At 40.3% G+C, this 21,325-nt stretch carries 20 protein-coding genes; 11 read left to right on the forward strand and 9 right to left on the reverse strand.

Going from position 1 to position 21,325, the window contains the following annotated elements:
- Positions 1–122 precede the first annotated feature (122 nt).
- Positions 123–308 (forward strand): hypothetical protein, encoded by a 186-nt coding sequence (locus ABIS04_RS01825; RefSeq protein ID WP_140233145.1) that lies wholly within the window; start codon positions 123–125, stop codon positions 306–308.
- On the opposite strand, the gene ABIS04_RS01830 is transcribed toward ABIS04_RS01825, so the two are convergent.
- From ABIS04_RS01830 to ABIS04_RS01840, 3 genes are all read right to left on the reverse strand, one after another.
- Positions 289–870 carry a lipid-binding SYLF domain-containing protein gene (locus tag ABIS04_RS01830; protein ID WP_350432409.1) on the reverse strand — a complete coding sequence of 194 codons (582 nt, stop codon included), beginning with the start codon at positions 868–870 and terminating at the stop codon, positions 289–291. The genes ABIS04_RS01825 and ABIS04_RS01830 overlap by 20 nt on opposite strands.
- Positions 871–1,015: 145 nt before the next feature.
- The gene (locus tag ABIS04_RS01835; RefSeq protein ID WP_140233147.1) at positions 1,016–1,951 is read right to left on the reverse strand and encodes a hypothetical protein; all 936 of its coding nucleotides are present in this window, start codon (positions 1,949–1,951) and stop codon (positions 1,016–1,018) included.
- A gap of 64 nt (positions 1,952–2,015) precedes the next feature.
- The gene (locus ABIS04_RS01840) at positions 2,016–2,408 is read right to left on the reverse strand and encodes a nitrous oxide-stimulated promoter family protein (protein ID WP_137223480.1); all 393 of its coding nucleotides are present in this window, start codon (positions 2,406–2,408) and stop codon (positions 2,016–2,018) included.
- Positions 2,409–2,785: 377 nt separating this feature from the next.
- Here ABIS04_RS01840 and ABIS04_RS01845 point away from each other — a divergent pair, with 377 nt between their 5' ends.
- The 7 genes from ABIS04_RS01845 (at position 2,786) to ABIS04_RS01875 (ending at position 8,285) form a co-directional block, all read left to right on the forward strand.
- Entirely contained in the window at positions 2,786–3,640 is an 855-nt protein-coding gene (locus tag ABIS04_RS01845; protein WP_140233148.1) for a hypothetical protein, read from the forward strand.
- A 107-nt stretch (positions 3,641–3,747) separates the two neighbouring features.
- On the forward strand, positions 3,748–4,080 hold the full coding sequence (locus tag ABIS04_RS01850) for a hypothetical protein (protein WP_350432410.1): 333 nt from the start codon (positions 3,748–3,750) through the stop codon (positions 4,078–4,080).
- On the forward strand, positions 4,070–5,542 hold the full coding sequence (locus tag ABIS04_RS01855) for a protein adenylyltransferase SelO (RefSeq protein ID WP_350433368.1): 1,473 nt from the start codon (positions 4,070–4,072) through the stop codon (positions 5,540–5,542). Before ABIS04_RS01850 ends, ABIS04_RS01855 begins: the two co-directional genes overlap by 11 nt.
- A 26-nt stretch (positions 5,543–5,568) precedes the next feature.
- Positions 5,569–5,871, forward strand: a complete 303-nt coding sequence (locus ABIS04_RS01860) for a DUF3630 family protein (protein WP_140235492.1) — start codon at positions 5,569–5,571, stop codon at positions 5,869–5,871.
- 10 nt (positions 5,872–5,881) lie between these two features.
- Positions 5,882–6,883 carry a serine/threonine protein kinase gene (locus ABIS04_RS01865; RefSeq protein WP_140233150.1) on the forward strand — a complete coding sequence of 334 codons (1,002 nt, stop codon included), beginning with the start codon at positions 5,882–5,884 and terminating at the stop codon, positions 6,881–6,883.
- 129 nt (positions 6,884–7,012) lie between these two features.
- Positions 7,013–7,630: a thiol:disulfide interchange protein DsbA/DsbL gene (locus ABIS04_RS01870; RefSeq protein ID WP_350432411.1), complete on the forward strand. Its 618-nt coding sequence runs from the start codon at positions 7,013–7,015 to the stop codon at positions 7,628–7,630.
- A gap of 442 nt (positions 7,631–8,072) precedes the next feature.
- Complete coding sequence (locus tag ABIS04_RS01875; protein ID WP_137223468.1) at positions 8,073–8,285, forward strand: DUF1107 domain-containing protein; 213 nt, start codon at positions 8,073–8,075, stop codon at positions 8,283–8,285.
- On the opposite strand, the gene ABIS04_RS01880 is transcribed toward ABIS04_RS01875, so the two are convergent.
- On the reverse strand, positions 8,282–8,503 hold the full coding sequence (locus ABIS04_RS01880) for a cell division protein ZapB (protein WP_137223466.1): 222 nt from the start codon (positions 8,501–8,503) through the stop codon (positions 8,282–8,284). The two genes, ABIS04_RS01875 and ABIS04_RS01880, sit on opposite strands and share 4 nt — an antisense overlap.
- Before the next feature lie 173 nt (positions 8,504–8,676).
- Between ABIS04_RS01880 and ABIS04_RS01885 the strand changes: the two genes are divergently transcribed.
- A complete protein-coding gene (locus ABIS04_RS01885; RefSeq protein WP_350432412.1) occupies positions 8,677–9,033 on the forward strand; it encodes a RidA family protein in 357 nt (118 codons plus the stop codon).
- A 226-nt stretch (positions 9,034–9,259) separates the two neighbouring features.
- Positions 9,260–10,351 (forward strand): branched-chain amino acid aminotransferase, encoded by a 1,092-nt coding sequence (locus tag ABIS04_RS01890; RefSeq protein ID WP_350432413.1) that lies wholly within the window; start codon positions 9,260–9,262, stop codon positions 10,349–10,351.
- 58 nt (positions 10,352–10,409) lie between these two features.
- Here the strand turns inward: ABIS04_RS01890 and ABIS04_RS01895 are convergent, their stop codons facing one another.
- From ABIS04_RS01895 to ABIS04_RS01910, 4 genes are all read right to left on the reverse strand, one after another.
- The gene (locus ABIS04_RS01895; RefSeq protein WP_350432414.1) at positions 10,410–14,894 is read right to left on the reverse strand and encodes an EAL domain-containing protein; all 4,485 of its coding nucleotides are present in this window, start codon (positions 14,892–14,894) and stop codon (positions 10,410–10,412) included.
- A gap of 242 nt (positions 14,895–15,136) precedes the next feature.
- Positions 15,137–16,048 carry an acyltransferase gene (locus ABIS04_RS01900; protein WP_350432415.1) on the reverse strand — a complete coding sequence of 304 codons (912 nt, stop codon included), beginning with the start codon at positions 16,046–16,048 and terminating at the stop codon, positions 15,137–15,139.
- A 5-nt stretch (positions 16,049–16,053) separates the two neighbouring features.
- Positions 16,054–16,950: an acyltransferase gene (locus ABIS04_RS01905; RefSeq protein ID WP_350432416.1), complete on the reverse strand. Its 897-nt coding sequence runs from the start codon at positions 16,948–16,950 to the stop codon at positions 16,054–16,056.
- A gap of 78 nt (positions 16,951–17,028) precedes the next feature.
- Positions 17,029–18,552, reverse strand: a complete 1,524-nt coding sequence (locus ABIS04_RS01910) for a YifB family Mg chelatase-like AAA ATPase (RefSeq protein WP_350432417.1) — start codon at positions 18,550–18,552, stop codon at positions 17,029–17,031.
- A 366-nt stretch (positions 18,553–18,918) separates the two neighbouring features.
- Here ABIS04_RS01910 and ABIS04_RS01915 point away from each other — a divergent pair, with 366 nt between their 5' ends.
- Positions 18,919–20,226, forward strand: coding sequence for a hemolysin family protein (locus ABIS04_RS01915; RefSeq protein ID WP_137223456.1), 1,308 nt, complete (start codon positions 18,919–18,921; stop codon positions 20,224–20,226).
- 32 nt (positions 20,227–20,258) lie between these two features.
- Here ABIS04_RS01915 and ilvY read toward each other — a convergent pair whose 3' ends face one another.
- Positions 20,259–21,131, reverse strand: coding sequence for an HTH-type transcriptional activator IlvY (ilvY, locus tag ABIS04_RS01920; protein ID WP_137223454.1), 873 nt, complete (start codon positions 21,129–21,131; stop codon positions 20,259–20,261).
- Positions 21,132–21,325: the final 194 nt, after the last annotated feature.

Below are 21,325 nucleotides of genomic sequence, written 5' to 3' on the forward strand. Positions count from 1 at the left end.
ATCCATTCACATCAGATGTACCATCGAAAGCGTTAGCATTTTCGAATAAGACCGAGGAACGCTAAAATGAAACCAAAAGCTGGATAAATTTTCGTCGCAATTTTTTCGCTGCTGTTGTTTGGTTGAATAGCGAAAATGTTGCCGGAACGGCAGGGGTGATCCAAGAGGGGATTGCTGTTGATCCCCTTTTGGCCCGTGCAGGGTGGAACCTTGCGTTCTTAAATGTCTGGTGTGGGCGAAGCACCACGACGTTAGTGGCCGCAGGCCATAAATACAAACTAGCAGTGGTTACTTACCATCAAAGGTAAACGACTGACCTGCAAGAGCGGCTTCAAACATTAGCCCACCCTTTGCGGCGGTAAATATCGCCATACCATTGATATAGGCTGCGGCGGCGGCATGATTACTGCCTGCTTGGCCTGCACTAGCTGAATTACCTGTGGTACCTACTTGAGCATTAGCGCCAAGATTAATTGCCACTGCAGACGCTTGCGCGCTAAATTCAAAGCTACCGCTGGTGAATTCATTATAAGCTTTGGCATCTTTAAAGAAGATGATTTCACTATAAGCTTGTCCACCTAATTGAAAACCGATAGATAGCTGGGTTAACGTGGAATCACCCATGTAATTATCGCCTTGGAATACGCGACCATTACCATATGCGGCTCCAATACCGATACCGCCTTTGGCTACGCTGGGGAAGATGGCATAACCATAAGCCGTATTAAATAAACTCCGGCTTTCATCGGCCTTTTTGAAATTAGTAATAGCGTCGTTGTAAGCTTCATCGCTAGCAAAACTTGGAACTGAAAAAGCGAAGCTTAATAACACGAGAACACTGGAAAAAACTAAGCTAATTGAACGTTTCATAAATAACCTCATTGACTAAGTTGTCATGGCAAAAACTAACCATAGAGTAGCATACCCCTTAAATGGCACTAATGAATAAACATTTATACTTGCTGTGTGTCAGGGTGTTATTGGTTGCTGTCTGCGAATGCAAAATAGGTGCGAGTTACTTTTTTGAGTGGTCTTTGGTTTCGGTTACGTTATCGCTTGTATCGTGCTCATCATCCACCATTAAATCTTGCAAATAACTCATTTCTTCATCGTTTAGTAACGAGTTAGTGTTGAGTGTTTTGTGGGGCGATGTAGTTTTGTCGCTGGCGTTGAGCCCACCGCGTAGATAGGCGGTTCGCGTGACTTGCTGGATACCATATAGTGCAAATATGTATACGGTCAGTAAAAGCGTTAAACGGGTAACTCCTTGGGTTAATAATGAAACAGAGTCACCTAAGTAAAATGGTAAATAAACCAATATAATCCGCAGTACCCAATTAATTAGAATACCTATGGTGAGTACACTTAACCAACGAAATCGAATCACTTGTAAGTTAAGTTGCCTTTTGGCCAAATATTGAGGGCGGTAGTGGGATAATAAACGATAAATTGCCCAGAAATAGCCAACAGTTTGTAGCATTAAAAATATGGGTAAGATCATGGCTAATAGATTAATACTGCTTAATTTATCGAGTGTCCCAATGGTGTTACTTGAGGCTTGTGGATCAATACCAATATGAAATAAAACAGTTGAACTGGTGACTAATGCAACGATAATGGCAAAGCCAAAATGTTTAATTAACAGTGGTTGATAATCTTGTCCTGTTAGGCTGCTTTTACAATATAAATACAGCATTGGCATTAATAAAAAATAGATCGGGATAAACAGTGTTAGGGTTAAATGTATCGGGATTGGGGTGGTTTCTGGGGTAAGTAAACCTGTTAAGAAGTAACAACCGATAAGTAAAAATATTCCAGCCAGCAGGCTATGGCTGCGGGTGGTACTTTGGTAAATATAATGCACATACAAACCTACCCCAAGGCAATGAATGCCTCCTAGTAAGGAGAGCCACCAGTATGTTTGAATGAATAAATCGTTAAATTGGTTCATTTTCACTCTCTTTGACGATAGTGAATACTAACCTACTTCCTGCTAACCGAATAGTTTTTGCTTGCTAACTTTGCTCAGCTTTACGTAAATGCCTGTTTGACGCTTTCTCCGGTGGTAAACCCGGTGCCGGTTTACGCTCTGCCAGTAAATGCTTAATGGCAAAAATGGGATGAGGCAATAGCATTCTTGGCCCCGCATACATCATTATTTCACGTGCTCTTTCTTTCATATGGGGTTTGTAACAATGCACAGGGCATTTATTGCAAGTGGGTTTGTCTTGGCCGTAGGGGCAACGATCGAGGCGAGTATTGGCATAGCTTAAAAATTCACTACACTGCTGGCAAACACCATGGGATGGTTTGAGGGGATGATGCGCTTTACAATATATTTCGACCATGGCTTGCATGGTTTGAAATTCGTAAAGTAATTTACCACTTAATAATTCTACATCGGCCATAGTGTTATTCCTGATTTAATACCCTAGTGAAACAGTCGGACATTAGTAGTGTAAGCTTGGCAATATGAGCTGACAAATTCAGCTTATTTAACTTTGAACTTAAACACAAAACGTACTTTTCTGAGGTTTGGATCGCAAAAATGATCCAAACAAGGGATAAATGATGAGCGATCTACGGCTTATTACAGATTTAAATAGATAAATACTTGATTTTATAGTGTACATTGAAATAATAATGGGCGGTGCTTAAAAAAAGCACAGCGTTTAAACAACAACGCACTATTATGTATGAATGTCGTTACGTTGCCTCACGACGAATACTGTTGTGAGTGAGATAAAATCATGTGCTATGCACATAATCAGCAAGGTGAAGCCTAATGAAGGTAATTTTAATTGTCATATTGGTTGCAATTGCTCTGTATCTTTACAGACGCACTCAAGCGGTGGCAAAACAAGAACAAGATAAAACCGATAGCAATGCTGCAGCGCATTCATCATCTAATGAGATCGCTAAACCTTCAATGGTAGCAGACGATACTGCAGTGGCAGATCCAGAGCATGCTGTCATCGATAAAGTCGCAGAAGATGACGTAGTAGCAGAAAATGAAGTAGTAGCAGAGCATACTGCTGAATCCGTTGAGGCACCTACAACAGCAATAATCTCTGAGTCTGATCGTCCACAAACAGAAATGGTTACTGAACCAGAAACTGTGGTAAAAGATGCGATTTCAGAGGTTGAAGTAAACACGGCTAACGTTGAAGCAAGCGTCGCTGGTGTATCAACAGTTAAAGAACCAAGTTATCAAGGTCAAGCGTTGAATCTTAGACGTGTTGAAGGTGATTGGGCCAGTGAGAGTTTTATACAACAGGTTGACGCCGCTAACAATGCTAGCGATCTTGAAAGCCAGCACAGCAACTTAGCCAGTGTGATAAACCATTGTTATAAAATGCGTAAACAGGCTGATTATTGCCAATATGGTGCGGCATTGCAGTTGACCTATTTAGGCTTATATAGCGCATTACATCAACAATGTGTCAGTCAAAAAAGTACTGATGAAATAAAATCGCCAGTATTTATGCAGTTATCGACTTTGCTAAATGATGTCGGTCAGTTTGATGATGCGATTAAAGTTTGCCAGCAAGCGCTTGAATACCAGTTAACCGACGGCACTGTCACTGGGTTTGAAGGGCGAATTAAACGTATCGAAAAAGCCAAAGCTAAAGTTAGCTAACAGGCTAATCAATACTGTTGGATGGATATCAGGTATGATATTCAAAAGGAAAGCGGACCTTGGTTCGCTTTTTTGTTGCTTAAAATCTAATGCTTACAAGGTTTAAAATGACATTAATGACTCGTACATTGACTAAAATATTGCTAATTTCTGCAGCTGTAGTTTCACTTTCTGGTTGTATTCGCACCCCAGAATGGACCTTGTTTTATGTTGCAGATCAAACACCATTACCAACAGAGATTGCTGTACAAGACCACATAACAGGTTATTACGACTCTCTTGAGCAATGCCAAGCAAAGGGCGCGGGGATGTTGCACTTACAATTGTCATCAGTGCCAGCAGAGCAAGCTTTTGTGTGCGGTGAGTTATGTCAGGTAGACGAACAGGAACAATTGCAGTGTAAAAGCTTAGCCGTAGGGGCGGAGCGTGATGCAATTTAAGCAAGATTATTTTGAACAATTAGAAGGCTTTTATTCGCAAGTTTATCCTTTACCCATCAGTAATCCTCATTGGCTTGGTTGGAGCGAGGACGCTGCTCAACTGATTGGTTTGCAACAGCCTAATGATGAATTGCTGATGCAATTGTCGGCCAACCATGCGGCTCCTGGTGCGAGTTATTATGCTCAAGTTTATAGTGGTCATCAATTTGGCGGCTATACCCCAAGATTAGGTGATGGGCGTTCAATTATATTAGGTGAAGCCATTGGGCCAAATGGCGCTTGGGATGTTGCGTTAAAAGGTGGCGGGCCTACACCGTATTCTCGCCAAGGTGATGGCAGAGCGGTAATGCGCTCGGCGGTTCGGGAGTTTTTAGTGTCAGAAGCGCTGGCTGCGTTAAACGTACCTACCAGCCGTGCTTTAGCCGTCATTGGTTCTGATTTGCCCGTGTGGCGCGAAAGCCAAGAAACTGCCGCAATTACCGTACGTTTAGCCAAAAGTCATATTCGTTTTGGCCATTTTGAATATTTCTTTCATAGTGAAAAAGGTGATGCTGGCAAGCTGACACAATTGGTTGATTTTACTATCAAGCAACATTACCCCCATTTATCGACAGATGCTGCAGGGTACAAACAATGGTTTTATGAGGTAGTGAAATCGACCGCAATAATGATTGCCCATTGGCAATCTGTCGGGTTTGCTCATGGGGTGATGAACACCGACAATATGTCGATTTTAGGTGATACATTTGATTTTGGCCCCTTTTCGTTTTTAGATACATTTAAAGAAGACTTTATTTGTAATCATTCTGATCACGAAGGCCGCTATGCATTTGGTCAGCAACCTGGAGTCGGATTATGGAACCTCAAGCGGTTGGCCCAAGTATTAACGCCGATTATTGAGTCTGACGATTTAATTGCCGCGTTAAATACTTATCAAGATGAGTTGGTTAAGCAGTATTTATTGCTTATGCGCGCTAAGCTGGGGCTACCGCAACTAAACATCAGTGCAAATAAACTCAGTGAAGCGGAGCAAGAACAGCTGGATTTGCATCTGGTGGGACAATTTACTGTATTACTTGAAAATAACCAGCTTGATTACAGCAATAGTTTACGCGACTTTGGCCAGTTGGACCCTAATAGTTCACACTCGGTATTACGTGACAGTATGGTCGATCTTGCTGGCTTTGATACTTGGTATCAAGCTTACCAAGACCGGATGGGTAAGGTAGACGATGTTAATATGTGGCAAGGTGAGCGTAATGGTGTTAATCCAAAATACATTTTACGTAATTATCTGGCACAAGAAGCTATTATAGACATAGAAGAAAATGGCGATAACAGTAAGTTATTACAACTTCAGCAAGTGTTAAGTCGTCCATATGATGAACAACCTGAAATGGAAGATCTTGCCAAACGCCCACCCGATTGGGGGCAAGGCTTAATTATGTCTTGCAGCAGTTAATTGAATTATTTTATCTGAGTCAATGTATGAATGTATTGTCAGCCCGATTAGATCCACAAACATTAAGTTTGGTTATACAAGCAAAGGTAGATTTTGAGCAATTTGAACAATTTGCAGAACCGCTAGCCGCGGCACTTGACTGCGAAATCCGTGAGCGCCAATGGGGCGCAGATCGGCATCAATGGTTACTGAATTTTGAAGGTTGTCCTTTATGGTTACATTACGAATTTTATGGTGATAGTTGTTGGATCTCCATTGATAACCCCAATGATTTAGATGTTTTAGCATTTTTGCTAACGCTACTTACTCCACATATTCAAACGACGTAATAAGGCATACATGGATAACGGTATAGGTGCAGAGTTTCATTTTCAGGCATTGAGACCCGATCTCATTTTAGATGCCATCGAAAGCATCGGTGTCTTTCCTGAGACGGGATTATTAGCATTAAATAGTTATGAAAATAGGGTATATCAATTCCGTTCTGACCAAGGCATTCGTTATGTGGTGAAGTTTTATCGACCACATCGCTGGAGCAATGAACAAATTCAAGAAGAACACGATTATGCCTTGGCACTCGCTGCTGAAGACATTCCCATAGCCGTTCCGGTGGTTATTGAGGGTAAAACCTTATTTGAATATCAAGGGTATCGTTTTGGGTTGTTTCCTTCTATTGGTGGACGCGCATTTGAAGTTGATAATTTAGAACAACTTGAATCGGTTGGTCGCTTTATTGGCCGTATTCATCAATATGGCGCAATGCAGCCTTTTAAGTACCGTGAATCGCTGACTCCTGCTATTTTGGGCGATGAGCCTTATCGCTACTTACGCGAGAGCGATATCGTTTCCAGTTCGATGCAAAACGCATTTTTTACTGTTGTTGAACAGGTGCTGGATAAAGCAAAGAAAATTTGGCAGCAACACAGCTTTACTTCAATACGTCTGCACGGAGACTTACACCCTAGTAATATTTTATGGACACCAGATGGCCCTGGTTTTGTTGATTTAGACGATGCTAAGCAAGGTCCGGCAGTACAAGATTTATGGATGATGTTGACGGGTGATCGCCAGCAACAATTATTACAAATTGATATTTTGTTAGAAGGATATCAAGAGTTCTGTGATTTTGATGCTAAACAGTTGGCGTTAATTGAGCCATTAAGGGCATTTAGGATGGTGCATTATAATGCGTGGTTAGCCAAGCGCTGGCAGGACCCTGCATTTCCAATGAATTTTCCATGGTTTGGTGATATTAAGTACTGGGAACAACAAACGTTGGCGTTTAAAGAACAGCTCTCTGCGCTGAATGAACCACCATTGAGTTTACCCAGTTTTAATTAACAATATTTCATAATCACTACCTAATAGTATTTAGTTACAAATACAATTAGCTAGATATTGAGTTACAGGCTAACGCTAGACTATGATAGAGCCAGCGTATTTATATTTTGCCTATTTTAAGGAAGTAAAATGAAAAAAGCATTACTGATGGCCGTAGCACTACTACTGGCACCGATGGCGGCGATGGCTGCTGATTATAAAGAAGGTGTACATTACACTGTAATTAATGAAGGCCCAGGAACAGCCAAACCAGAGATTACTGAGTTTTTCTCTTTCTTTTGCCCGCATTGTTTTAATTTTTCTAAAACAGTAGTGCCTAAAATTGAAGCCAACTTGCCTGAAGGTGTCACGTTTAATCAAGCTCACGTTGAGTTTATTGGTCGCCAAATGGGCATTGAAATGTCTCGTGCTTTTGCAATTGCAGAACAACTTAATGTTAAAGACAAAATTGAACCTGCATTATTTAGCGCTATCCACGATAAGCGTCAACAATTTACACGTGCAGACGATATCAGATCATTATTCATTGCTAATGGTGTCGACGCTAAAGCTTATGATGCAGCAGCTAGCTCATTTATGGTTAATGCACAAATGGCAAAAATGAAGCGTGATACTGAAAATGCTAAAATTTCAGGTGTTCCTTCATTAGTTGTTAACGGTAAATACCGCGTCGAAACCAGCTCTATTAAATCTTATGATGAGTTAATTGATATCGCATTTTACTTAACATCAATAGATAAAAAGTAATCCACTACCGATGGGTTATGTAAATAAGGAGCTTCGGCTCCTTTTTTTGTTGCCTAAATAAGAGACATATTTACGAGAAGGTGGCTTGAACGGTGAAAAGGCAAAAAAAAACCGCATGTCTATAAAAGACAATACGGAGATGAGTTAAATAACTCTTTTTTACCCTGAGTAACAGTAAAGATATTAACATGGCGTCAAAATATTGGCAAGTGACATTAAAGTGCCGATTTATAATATTTGATTTAGTAGGGCAATAAATAATCATCAATTAATGAAACTCTTTTGGCTGCAAGCTGTCCAATTTGACAAGTATAAAACTGTGTTTATCGTTTAATAAAAGTGGATAGTAGTTTGCTGTGGCGTTTGTATATTTAGGTTACACGCGGCTTATCGTTAACTATTCCATGCATGTTGTGGATGTTATCTTCTTGGAGGAAGCCGTATGAGAATGTTCCCTGTTTATGCCCCTAAACTTATCGTTAAGCATGCTCGAATTTTTTTGAGTGGAGTTATTTGGGTAAAAGACTTAGGACTGCTTGAGTTTGATAAAGGCCGCTTTTTACAGACGAAAAAAAGCCTGCCACATGTGAAGCAGGCGATCAGTGAATTAAATGCCTTGATTGAAGCGCAATCGCAGCAGTATCAATCCATTTAGATTTCGTTATTCAATAAACCAACAAGGCCGTTGACCTTATCACTCCAAGAGTCTAGGTCTTGCTGCAATTGTTGGTTTTTTTGTGCCAATTCTTGTTGTTCTAATATCAATGCTTCATTCTTTTGCTTCTCTTCATCAAGCTCCATTTTTAGTAGCTCAATATTTTCGAGTGTTGCCTGGATTTTGGTTTCCAGTTGGGACAATAATTCAAAGCTCATGGGGGCAGTCCTATACGTTTCTGGATGGAACCCCGATTCTAGCAGTGACAAGGCCTATAGGAATAGCCTTTAAAACTAAGTGGCTAAAATATATTCAATAAATCGTTCGATATTGTACTTTATCTGAGATCGCGCTATTTTTATCTGCTAACCAAGGCAACAAAGACCTTTCTATGACAATCCGCAGACTCGATGTTGGCATTCGTATGAGCAGTATAGTGATCCACAATAATAACGTTTATTTGAGTGGCCAAGTCGCAAAAGACAAATTAACCGACATCAATAGCCAAACTGTATCGATGCTCGAAGAAGTTGATACTCTACTTACACAAGCGGGCAGCCGACGAGAAAATATTTTATCAGCCACTATTTACCTTAAAGAGATGGCCAATTACGATGCTATGAATAAAGTGTGGGACAACTGGTTACCTAAAGGGCATGCCCCTGCAAGAGCTTGTGTGCAAGCAGCAATTGCCGAGCCTGAATACTTAGTTGAAATATCAGTAATTGCTGCAGCAGTGGCAAGTTAGCCATTCATGGCTAATCATGTTTAGTTACATTAGAGTCATTGATTGGTTGCGATTAGCGAGTGATAGAATGAGATATGCACTGACAGTTTGTCTGTTGCAGTATGAATAAATATATTGATGCTTGTTACGTTCATTTTACGTAATTTGATTTAGGATTTATGGCTTCGACTTGACATTAATCTCAAGCCTCCATAGTCTGCAAGCTCAGTTTTTAAGGTGGTATGCAATGGACATAAAATATAATTTGAAATCAGCGTCAGAGCGCCGTACAGAACCCTTCAAGCCTGAAGGCAACGTAGGTTTCGGTAAGTTGCGTACTGACCATATGTTTTTGATGGATTATCGTGATGGTCAGTGGTGCGATCCGCGCATTGTACCTTATGGTCCGTTTGAAATGGCGCCAGGTGCAATGACGTTACATTATGGACAATCAATATTTGAAGGCGCAAAAGCCTTTATGCACGAAGATGGCGAGATTTATACTTTCCGTTTAAACAAAAATGCCGAACGGATGAATCGTTCTGCCGATATTGTGTGTATTCCCAATATTGATGAAGCAATGCAAGTGAAGGCTATTAATGCCCTTATTGACGTGGACCGTTTGTGGTTTCCGCAACAAGATGGTGCCTGTTTGTATATTCGTCCATTTATTTTTGCTACAGAAGATCGTTTGTCGGTTAGTCCAAGTCAGAAATACACCTTCTGTGTCATGTTAAGCCCATCTGGTGCTTATTATGCTACAGGTGTCGACAGTGGCATCCGTTTATTGATCACCACAAAATTTCACCGGGCAGTGTCAGGTGGTACAGGTGCATCTAAGGCTTCTGGTAATTATGCTGCATCTTTACGTGCAGGCAAAGCTGCAGCGGAATATGGTGCATCACAAGTGCTATATCTTGATTCTACTAACACCCAAATTGAAGAGGCGGGTGCAATGAATCATTTCCATATTTTAAAAGACGGCACTGTGATTATTCCTACATTCACCGATACCATTTTAAAATCAATTACTTCTCAATCTATGCTTGAATTAGGTGATTTATTAGGCTGTGAAGTAAGACAAGAAACGGTGATGTTGGATAAGTTTATTGGGGACATTGAATCTGGTGAAATTATTGAAGCGGGTGGTTTTGGTACTGCAGCTGTCGTGTCTCCTGTGAGTTCATATATTTTTGAAGATGGACGTATTATTACCGTGGGTGATGGCAAAATTGGACCTAATATCCAACGGATTTATAAAGTCTTTACTGACCTACAGAAAGGCAATATTCCTGCACCAACAGGTTGGGTAAAACGTATTGAGCGTGTCGCTCCATAGGTTACTCTATCTGCTAATGTTGTTTAATAAAGCTCCTTTATGGAGCTTTTGTTTTGCGTTAAAAACGATTAATGGCAGCTTTTTCTTTGGTTAATAATGCCAGGCAATCAACAGTGTTCAATGGTTTACTGAGTAAGAAGCCTTGTACTTGATCGCAGCCTCCTTCACGTAAGAAATCTAATTGTTCTTGAGTTTCAACCCCTTCAGCAACCACGTTAAGCTCTAAACTATGGGCCAAGGTGATAATGGCACTCGTAATGGCTGCATCGTCAGGATCTTCGGTAATATCTCGAACAAATTCACGATCAATCTTTAACGTATCAATTGGGAAACGTTTCAAATAGCTTAAGCTGGAATACCCAGTACCGAAATCGTCAATGGCAATGGTTAATCCTAATGCTTTTAATTTCGCCAATACTGCAACAGAATCTTTTGGATTACCCATGATCATCGATTCTGTTAATTCGAGTTCTAGTGCACTTGCCGGTAAACCTGATACTGCTAATGCGACTTCTATTGTAGATATTATATCGGCTTTCAATTGTCTGGCAGAAAGGTTAACCGCTACAGATATATGTTCAAAGCCTAAATTGTGCCACTCTGCTAGTTGATTACAGGCTTCATTAATGGCCCAGTTACCTATTTGATTTATCATACCTGTTTCTTCTGCCAGTGGGATAAATTCAACCGGTGAAATAAAGCCTAGTTCTGGACTGTCCCAACGTAATAATGCTTCTAGACCAATAATCATCTCGGTCTTAACATCGAATTGAGGTTGATAAACCAGATACAGTTCATTGTCCTGCATCGCTTTTTTAAGCCCCGCTTCTAACTGAACATGGCGGGTAGCATATTTATTTAATTGTTCGGTATAGAATTGGAAATTATTGCGCCCCAGTGATTTTGCGTGATACATGGCAGTATCAGCATATTTAATTAAAGATGTTGTATCTTGCGCATCTTCGGGATACAAGCTGAGGCCGATTGACGGTGAAATGGTCAGTACTTTATCGTCAAGTAAAAAGGGGGTTTGGAATGCATTGAGGACTTTTTCTGCAATGATGGTCGCGGCTTTAGTTTTGGCTACACCTTCTAAAATAATGGTAAATTCATCGCCCCCTAAACGCGCAACCGTATCACCATCACGTACAGAGTTTTGCAGTCGATGAGCGACAGCTTTAAGCAGTAAGTCACCAATATGGTGTCCCATTGAATCATTGATATGCTTAAATCGGTCAAGATCTAAGAACAATAATGCCACTATGTTGTTTGCGCGATGCGCTTTAGTGACTGCTTGATTGAGGCGATCTTGAAATAGCGTGCGGTTAGGCAGTCCCGTGAGAGGGTCGAAATTAGCTAATACTCGCAAATCTTCTTCAGCTTTTTTACGCGCAGTAATATCAGTGAATACTGCTACAAAATGGCTTGTTTCACCTTTATTATCGATTACTTGGTTGATCTCAAGCCATGCAAGAATGCCGCGACGGTCGCGAGTACGAATTTTGATCTCGCCAGCCCAATGTTTGTGTCTTAATAGCTGGGTTTCGACAGCATTGTAAAACTCACTAGATTGCTTGCCCATTGTCAGAAACAGAAAATGTTTTCCGACAACATCACGGTGTTTAAAGCCGGTAATACGGCTAAATGCAGGATTAACTGAGCGGATTTGGTAGTCTAGCTCGCCGACGATGACCGCTTCATTCATACTAAACAGTACTTGTGATGAAAGCTTCAACTCATTTTCAGTTACTTTACGATTGGTAATGTCTTTATGAGTGCCTGCCATTCGTAAGGGGACATTATTTTCGTCGCGCTCAACGACTTGCCCACGGTCTAATAGCCATGACCATTTACCAGGGGCTGATTCAACACGATATTCAGCTTCAAAGAATTCTGTCTCTCCATTTAAATGGTCGTTGAGCAGCATCTGTACCTTAGGGCGGTCTTCAGAATGGATACTGCTGATGAGCAATTGACCTTTTTGACCGAAGTCCATTGGCTCAACCATATTGGTTCGATAAACTTTGTCCTCTTTGATATTCCAGTCCCACATCCCATCACCTGAAGCCCACAGTGCCAATTTGAGGCGCTCTTCAGAGGCTCGAATACTGCTATCGAATTCACGTTGTTTGATGTGTTTTTTCTTTCGGGCGGTAATAAACCAGATTATCAATAATAATGCGACCGAAAAATATAGCGCATAAGCTAAATTTGTCATGTAAATAGGCGGAACAACCGATACGTTTACATTTAAGGTGTTTTTACCGTATTGATTGGCACCAAGAGCATGGCGTACTATTAATTGATATTCTCCAGGGGGTAAATTGGTGTAGGAAATTTTATTGCCATCCGCTAACTGATGCCAAGCGGTATCAAAACCATTGAGAAAATAACTAAAACGACTTAATCCAGGGTAACTATAGTTTAATGAACTAACCTCAAAGCTAATTAACTGCTTTTCGTAGGGCATATTAATGTCAGGTGCATGGCTTAAATCGAGGATAGGGTATGTTGTTTCGCCGATAGTATACTTTGTTAAGGCTAATTTATTCTCTGCTCGGTATTTTGGGATCTGGGCTGGGCTAAATCGATTCAGTCCTCGAATGCCGCCAAACCATAAATCACCATTACGGTCTTTAAATTTAGACGAGCCATTAAATTCTCTGGCTTGTAAACCTTCATATTGATTAAACGATATAAATTCATTCGTTTTAGGTGTAAATCGTGAAATCCCGTTATTTGTGCTTAACCATAAATCATGTTGTGCATCTTCTAAAATGGCGTAAACCGTGTCGCTACTGTTATCTGCATTGACATCTATACGCTCAAAGTTAAAAGCCCCATCTTCGATTGTTAGCTTGTCTATACCGCCATGAGTCGCTAACCAAAAGTCACCATTTTCAGTGAGTAAAAAATCCCGAACGCGGTCATCGCTTAAACTATTGAGATTTTTTGGATCGTGAATTAAAAAGTCTAGTTTTTGCTCATCGGGCGCCAGTCTTACTAACCCACTCATGGTGCCTAACCATAGATAACCTTGGCTAAAATATATTTTAATAATTTGATGTTTGAATGGTGAGTATTCAGTTTGAAAATCGAAATTATAGGAGACCATTTTTTGACTATTTGGCGAAATAGAATATAACCTTTTGCTACTGGCGATCCATAAACGGCCTTTATCATCAAAGGCTAAACTGCGAAACATGGTATCCGTATGGAGTTGTTCATTGTCTGGTTTAATTTGCCGTAGAGTGTTGTTATCGAGGGTAAATATGCCGACATTGGTCGCGAACCATAGTGAATCATGTATGTCTTGCACAATGTCTTGGACAGTGAGAGAAAGTTGATCTTCTGGGATAGCTAATAGCTGGCTAAATAAATCGTTGATGTAATGGTATTTATTATCGCCTGGAATGAGATATTTAGCGCCAATGCCTTGAGTACCAATCCATAGGCGCTGTTGTTTGTCCCTGAAAATGGCGCGGACCATATTTGCCATTCGAGGTGTATTAGTTTGGTTATCGTAAAAGTGGCTAAAATATTGATGGTTGATATTGAGCTTATCGATACCGGAAAAAAATGTACCTATCCATAAGATACCATTAGGGTCTAGCATTAATGTTTGTATGTTATTCGCGCTAATACTGTTTAGTGCTTGTGAGTTGTGCTTATAAACGGTGCTGTGCCACTTTTTACCATCATAATCGAGTTGAGTTAAGCCTGAGTTATTACCAATGACCCATAATTGATTGGCATTGTTAACCACAAATTGATCAATTTTTTTATTATCGCCATGATAATTTTCCCGCGACCAAATGAGTTCTTTTTGATGGTTCTCTAAATTATAGCGCCAAATTTGGTTATCAATCGCAAGCCATACAGAATAAATAGAGCTAAATTTTATGTCGTTAACCGCCTTGTCGACAGGAATATCAAGGCGAATAATAGTATTACTATCAATGGCAAATGTGCCATTGGACTGGGTACCCACTACAATATATTTATCATCAATATTGGCTATACTGGTCACATTAGGAGTGATGTTATTACCTAAACTAACGGGAATAATTTTTTCTGTTTTTAGTGACAGAATGAAAAGACCAGATCGAGTGCCTACCCAGATAGTCTCGCCAATAACAGCAAGTTGAGTTACTTGTAATTCGCTTAAGCCTTGAGCCTGTTTGTATTGAGTAAACTTTCCGTTAGTGAGATTGAGTCTATTGAGGCCACTATTATAGGTGCCGACCCATAAATCCCCATCGGGCGACTGCAATATGTCGGTAATAAAGTTTCCCGAAATAGAATTACTGCTTTGTTGCTGTTTTAGATATAAATTAAACTCAACCCCATTGTAGCTGTGGAGTCCATCTTGAGTTCCTATCCATAACATTCCCGAACTGTCCATAAACAAGCGGGTAATTGAGTTTTGATTGAGGCCATTACTTGTATCAAAGTGTTCAAATTTTACTTCGGTTAGACCATCATTAGGACCGTCTTTTTGTGCTGCAACAGACACCGAAAAACTCAATGTTATGACTAACATGAGATAGTGTACTAAAAGCGTAAATGTACTAAAATTCAAATTTCACCTATAAAAGTTACATTGGAAAGGCTGTTACTCATAGTCTAGTTATAGTAACAATAAAATTTTAACTTAAGTACTACAAACTCAGATGTTAAATTTTTTATTAATTGAGTGACAGACTAACTCTTTTTTAGTGTAAAACTGACCATTTTCCACGCACAAAGCAATATAAAACCATAATTGGTCATTTTTAGAGCAATCTATGCGTTTTGATCTTGATGTATTTTTATAATGTCATCGATTTGCTGATCTTTTTCGAACCAAAGTTGGTTTAACCATCGCTGAAACTCGACACGAGTTTCTGGGCTTTTAAAGTAGACTTCTGGGTCGACTCGCGGCACGGGAAGTACCTCAATGCGGATCACCACTTTTTTAGTGCGTCCATGCATGACATTAGCCAACACTTTTTCTGAAGTTTCTGGATAAACTATGGTGATATTTAGCAGACTTGTAAACTGTTCGCCCATTGCTGATAGTGTAAAAGCAATCCCGCTGGCTTTAGGGCGTAATAAATGACGATAAGGTGAATTCTGACGTAATCGTTTTTCTTCAGTAAAACGGCTACCTTCAACATAATTAATAATGGATGTTGGTGAATGCTTAAAGCGTTCACATGCCTTGCGAGTCGTTTCGAGATCTTTACCTTTTAATTTAGGGTTCTTTTTTAACTTAGCTGCGCTAGTCCGGTCCATAAATGGCATATCTAGCGCCCAACAACCTAGCCCCATGATAGGTACATAAAGGAGTTCTTTTTTTAAAAAGAATTTCAACATTGGGATATGGTTACGCAATAAGTAAGTTTGGGCGGCAATATCAAAGCCACTGACATGATTACTTATCAATAAATACCAGCCGTCAGGGTTGAGTTTTTCTAATCCTTTTACATCCCATTCAATATTAGAAATAAGATATAAAATACCGCCATTGCATGTTGCCCATGACCACATAAGACGGTTCATTATTCGTGTCAATAGTCGACGTATCGGCAAAAAAGGCAATAAAAATTTAACCACACCGCCGATTGTTAGCAATGAACTCCATACAACTGTATTGATAATCAATAATGACAGACTGATAAAATAAAGTACTGGGCCAGGTAAAAAAGTCAGCATCTTGGCTATACCTCTTGTTTTGCTTGTGCAGCAAACATATCCAACTGCTTATCTTTGTCGATCCAGAGTTGATTAAGCTGTTCTTGGAAGTCAATTTTGAATTCACGATCTTTCATATAATCACCCCGCATCCGCTGGGGAATATCTGTAATTTTGATATCCACTCTGACCTCAGATAATCCGCCACAAATATATTGCCAATAGGTTGGCACTATATCTGGGTAATATATGGTGACATTAACCAATTTATTAATGTGCTCACCCATGGCTGACAACGCAAATGCCATTCCGCCCGCTTTGGGTTTTAAAAGATGTTGAAAAGGCGATTCTTGTTTGTCATGTTTAGCCGCAGTAAACCGTGTACCTTCGACAAAATTCATAATGCTGACAGGTTTGGTTTTAAATTTCTCACACGCTTTGCGGGTTATTTCGATGTCTTTACCTTTTAATTTAGGATTTTTGCGCAATTGTGCCGTGCTGTAACGGCGCATAAAAGGAAAGTCTAATGCCCACCAAGCAATACCGAGTATTGGGACGAAAATCAATTCTTGTTTTAGGAAAAATTTTAAAAAAGGAATTTTACGATTAAAAACCCGTTGTAAAATAAGGATGTCGACCCATGACTGATGGTTGGCTATTACCATGTACCATTCTTTTTCAGAAAAGGATTGGTCGCCTGTGATATGAATACGCATAGGATGAAAAATAGCTTCTACCACGGTATTGACACTGATCCATGCTGTCGCGCAATTATCGAGAATATAACTACAGATTTTTTGGATAATGCCAATGGGGATTAACTTTACAAAACTGAAAGCTAAAATGGGAATGGTCCAAAAAATGGTATTAAATAAGTAGCATAAGAATGCAATTGAACCTTTGATTTTCGACAGCAGCGACATTGTTCTCTCCTATAAACGGAGGGCTATGTTACTAGTAGTCGCGGTTTTGCTCAATCAATACGATAGGTTAAATTAGGTTTATTGCTGATTCAGTTTTGCCAGTAATCGATCCATTGCCCGATAACCAAGGGCTTGAGCAATGTGACCTCGTTCGATGGTAGGCGATTGCTGCAAGTCGGCAATGGTGCGTGATACCCGTTGAATGCGGTGAAAACTGCGTACAGACAAGCCTAAACTCACAACGCTTTGCTCTAAAAATTCAAGATCGGGTTGAGTAATAGCACCATCTTGTTTGAGTTGTTTTGGGGATAATTCACTATTTAACACTCCAGATCGGCTGAGTTGTTGATCGCGTGCTTGTTTGACCCGCTTGGCTATTTCAATACTGGTCTCACCGGGTTGATGCTGTTGGGTTAAGGTGCCAGCAGGAAGTTTGGGTACATCCACGGTTAAATCAAAGCGGTCTAAAAATGGCCCTGATAAACGGGATAAATAACGTTGAATTTGATCAGGAGTTGAACGCGCGCGCTCTGTATCGCCACAAGGGCTTGGGTTCATTGCGGCAATAAGTTGAAATCGACTCAAAAAAGTCAATTTTGCTGCAGCACGTGAAATCTCAACTTGGCCGGTTTCTAAAGGTTCACGCAGACAATCCAATACTTTACGCGGAAACTCAGCTATTTCATCAAGAAATAATATCCCACGGTGCGCTAATGATATCTCACCTGGCTTTGGATGACTTCCACCACCAATCAGTGCAATAGATGATGATGTATGATGTGGCGAGCGAAAAGGGCGATTAAGAAAATTTTGCGGTTTTACATGTAATCCAGCGACAGAATGAATAGCTGCTACTTCAATGGCTTCATCGTAAGTGAGTTTTGGTAATAGTGGAATGATTCTATTGGCTAGCATGCTTTTCCCCGTTCCTGGTGGTCCTACGAACAGCATGTTGTGTCCTCCGGCCGCCGCAATTTCAAGTCCTTGCTTGGCTTGATACTGGCCGATGACATCGCTCATACAAAGCGATGAATGGTTTCGGGGCTCTTCTTCTATCCATTCAGGTAAGGTATCAAGCAGAGGTAATTGTGCTTGGCCGTGTAGAAAAGCCGCTAAGTTCTGCAAGTGGGCGACAAAATAACTGTGATGATAGCCAACCAGCTCAGCTTCATGGCGGTTTTCGATGGGCATAAAAAAATGGTGTTGATCATTACGTGCCGCAATAATGGCTGGTAATAATCCACTGCAAGGGCGTATTTGGCCGGAGAGTGCCAGTTCACCGACAAACTCACATTGATGTAATGCTTTAGCTGGAACTTGATTTGATGCTGCGAGAATACCTACTGCGATAGGTAAATCATATCGTCCGCCTTGCTTGGGTAAATCTGCTGGGGCTAAATTGACGGTAATGCGTTTTTGTGGGAATTCAAAGCCAGCATTAATTAACGCACTTCTAACGCGTTCTTTAGCTTCTTTGACAGAGGTTTCTGGCAGTCCCACTAGATTAAATGCGGGTAAACCGTTGCTTAAATGCACTTCAACAGTAACTCTTGGCGCTTCTACACCGCAGCTTGCTCGAGTAAATACACAGGCTATCGCCATTAACAATTCCTTTTGTTTGAATAATATACAAGTGAAGATATGTTTATAGTCTAGCAGCGATGTATTTTTTTGCGTGATATAGGCTAAATAAGTCAGATAAAGTTATGTTTATAAGCTAGTTTAAATCAGTGATGTTGAGTAGAATGCCGTCGCTTTATAGTACACAAGGAAGGATCATAAATAGGTCTGTTGTCGTGAAACACTATAATGATATTTCAACACTCGTTATTTCTATGTGTATTGAATCATTAGTCTTGTTAATTTGAATATTAATAAATGGCTAAGGTCTTGCATTTGCCCATTTTGCAACAATGATATGTATATACAATCCTGATGTTTTGGCTAGTATTCAGGTAAAGGTAAACTATGAGCCTCTCTGATAATTTATTGATCATCTTGTGCCTGATAGGCATCAGTTGTTTTTTCTCTATGTCCGAAATTGCCCTTGCGGCATCACGAAAAATGCGTTTGCAATTAATGGCTGATGAGGGTGACTTGCGTGCAGCAAAGGTGTTGAAGCTACAAGCTCTTCCAGGTAGTTTTTTTACCGTGGTACAAATCGGACTGAATGCGGTTGCGATCATGGGCGGTATCGTGGGTGAGTCGGCATTTAGACCTCATTTTGAAGCATTACTGTTGCCTTTATTAGGCAATGAATGGGGTTTGCAACTGAGTTTTGTCTGTTCATTTGTGACTGTCACCTCGTTGTTTATTCTATTTGCTGATTTGATGCCTAAACGTATTGCGATGGTGATCCCAGAGCAAGTCGCGGTTACTTTTGTGATGCCAATAATTTTGTGTATTAAAATATTAAAGCCATTTGTGTGGATTTTTAATGGCTTGGCCAATGCAATTTTTAAATTGTTACAAGTACCTACTGCGCGTAATGACCAAGTGACCCATGATGATATTTACGCCATGATGACCGCAGGTACAGAAGCGGGGGTGATGGATAAAGGCGAACAGCAAATGATGGAAAACGTGTTTGAAATGCAGTCGGTTTCGGTGACCTCTGCAATGACTGCGCGTGAAAGTTTAGTGTATTTTTTACTGCAAGACAGCGAAGAAGACATTAAACAGAAAATTGCTAAAAATCCGCATAACAAGTTTTTAGTTTGTGATGGTCAACTTGATATGATCAAAGGTTTTGTTGATGCAAAAGAATTGCTAATTAGAGTAATTAACGGCGAGAACATAACTTTAAAAGGCAGTACGTTAGTACATAACTGTTTGATTATCCCTGATACGTTAACCTTGTCTGAATCGATGGAATATTTTAAGAATAATCGTTCCGACTTTGCTGTGGTGATGAACGAGTATGCGTTGGTTGTAGGCATTGTCACCACCAATGATTTACAAAGTGCTGTTATGGGCGCGTGGTCATTACATGAAAGCGAAGAGCAAATTGTTGCCCGTGATGGTAATTCTTGGTTAGTGGATGGGGTGACGCCTATTACTGATGTAATGCGTGCGTTTAATATTGAAGTGTTTCCGCATAATCAAAATTACGAAACTATTGCTGGTTTTATGATGTATATGTTGCGCAAAATTCCTAAACGAACCGATTTTGTCAATTACGCCGGGTATAAATTTGAAGTGGTCGATATTGATTCATACAAAGTTGACCAACTGCTGGTGACTCGTATAGACATTGAAATACCACCACTGCCTTAAGTCAATTTCCCTAGATAAGCTAAACAGCGTCATTAAATGATCGCTAAGAATGCACTAATGATAGGATCATTGGTGCGTTTTTCTTTACAGCAACAGCCTAATTCAAATGGCGGGATCGCGACTGGTGACGATAAAGTTTGAATGCGATCACGTACCGGGCTATTGAGGAGCACGGCTTCTGGACTGATACCAACACCACAGCCGAGCGCGACCATAGAGACTATCGCCTCCTGACCTGATACCTGGGCATAAATATTGGGTTTTATGCCCATTTGCTTAAACCACAAATCAATTCTTTTTCTGCCGGGACCATGATCCGGTACGATATAGGGCAACTTAGCCCAGTCAATTTGGGATTGGTTTACCCATTGCTGTACTTGGCATTGTATTGTTGGGGCAATGACGGAAATGGGTACTTTATCAATCGGCGTAAAATGCAAACTGCTAGGAAAGACTTCCGGCAATGCAATAATGGCAATATCGGCACGATTTTTTTGGATTTGGTTTACTGCATTAGCCGGGTCTCCGGTATGGAGATTAATATCGACATGAGGATGCTCACGTCTAAATCGATCTAACAATGCTGGTAAATGGCTATAAGTCGCAGTCACCGAGCAATACAAATTAAGATTGCCGCGTAAAATTTGCTGACTTGGGTCAATACGACTGCGTAATTGAGTCCATTCCGATAATGTGTGCTCGGCAAAACGTTTAAATTCAATACCTGCATGGGTCATCGTGACACTGCGATTGTCACGTTCAAACAATTTACTACCCACTTCCTCTTCTAAACGTTGTAAGGCACGGCTTAATGTCGATGGACTGACATGCGATTGCTCTGCTGTTTTGGCAAAATGCAGGCTATCACATAAGTGTAAATACATTTTAAGTGAACGAATATCCATCACAGCACCTTAGAGCTCAAATGTAAGTTAAATATTAGGTTAAGCATTTAATGTTGCATTAATTGCAACGTGACATCCCGAATATATCATTTTAAGCAATCATATGCATGCGCTATAGTGACTTCAATCACAACGCTTAAGGTCGCTGACTAATAAGATGTTGAGTCCCAAATTATTAAATTTTATAGGTGGTA

The organism is Shewanella sp. H8 (assembly GCF_040285065.1).
Lineage (GTDB): Bacteria > Pseudomonadota > Gammaproteobacteria > Enterobacterales > Shewanellaceae > Shewanella > Shewanella polaris.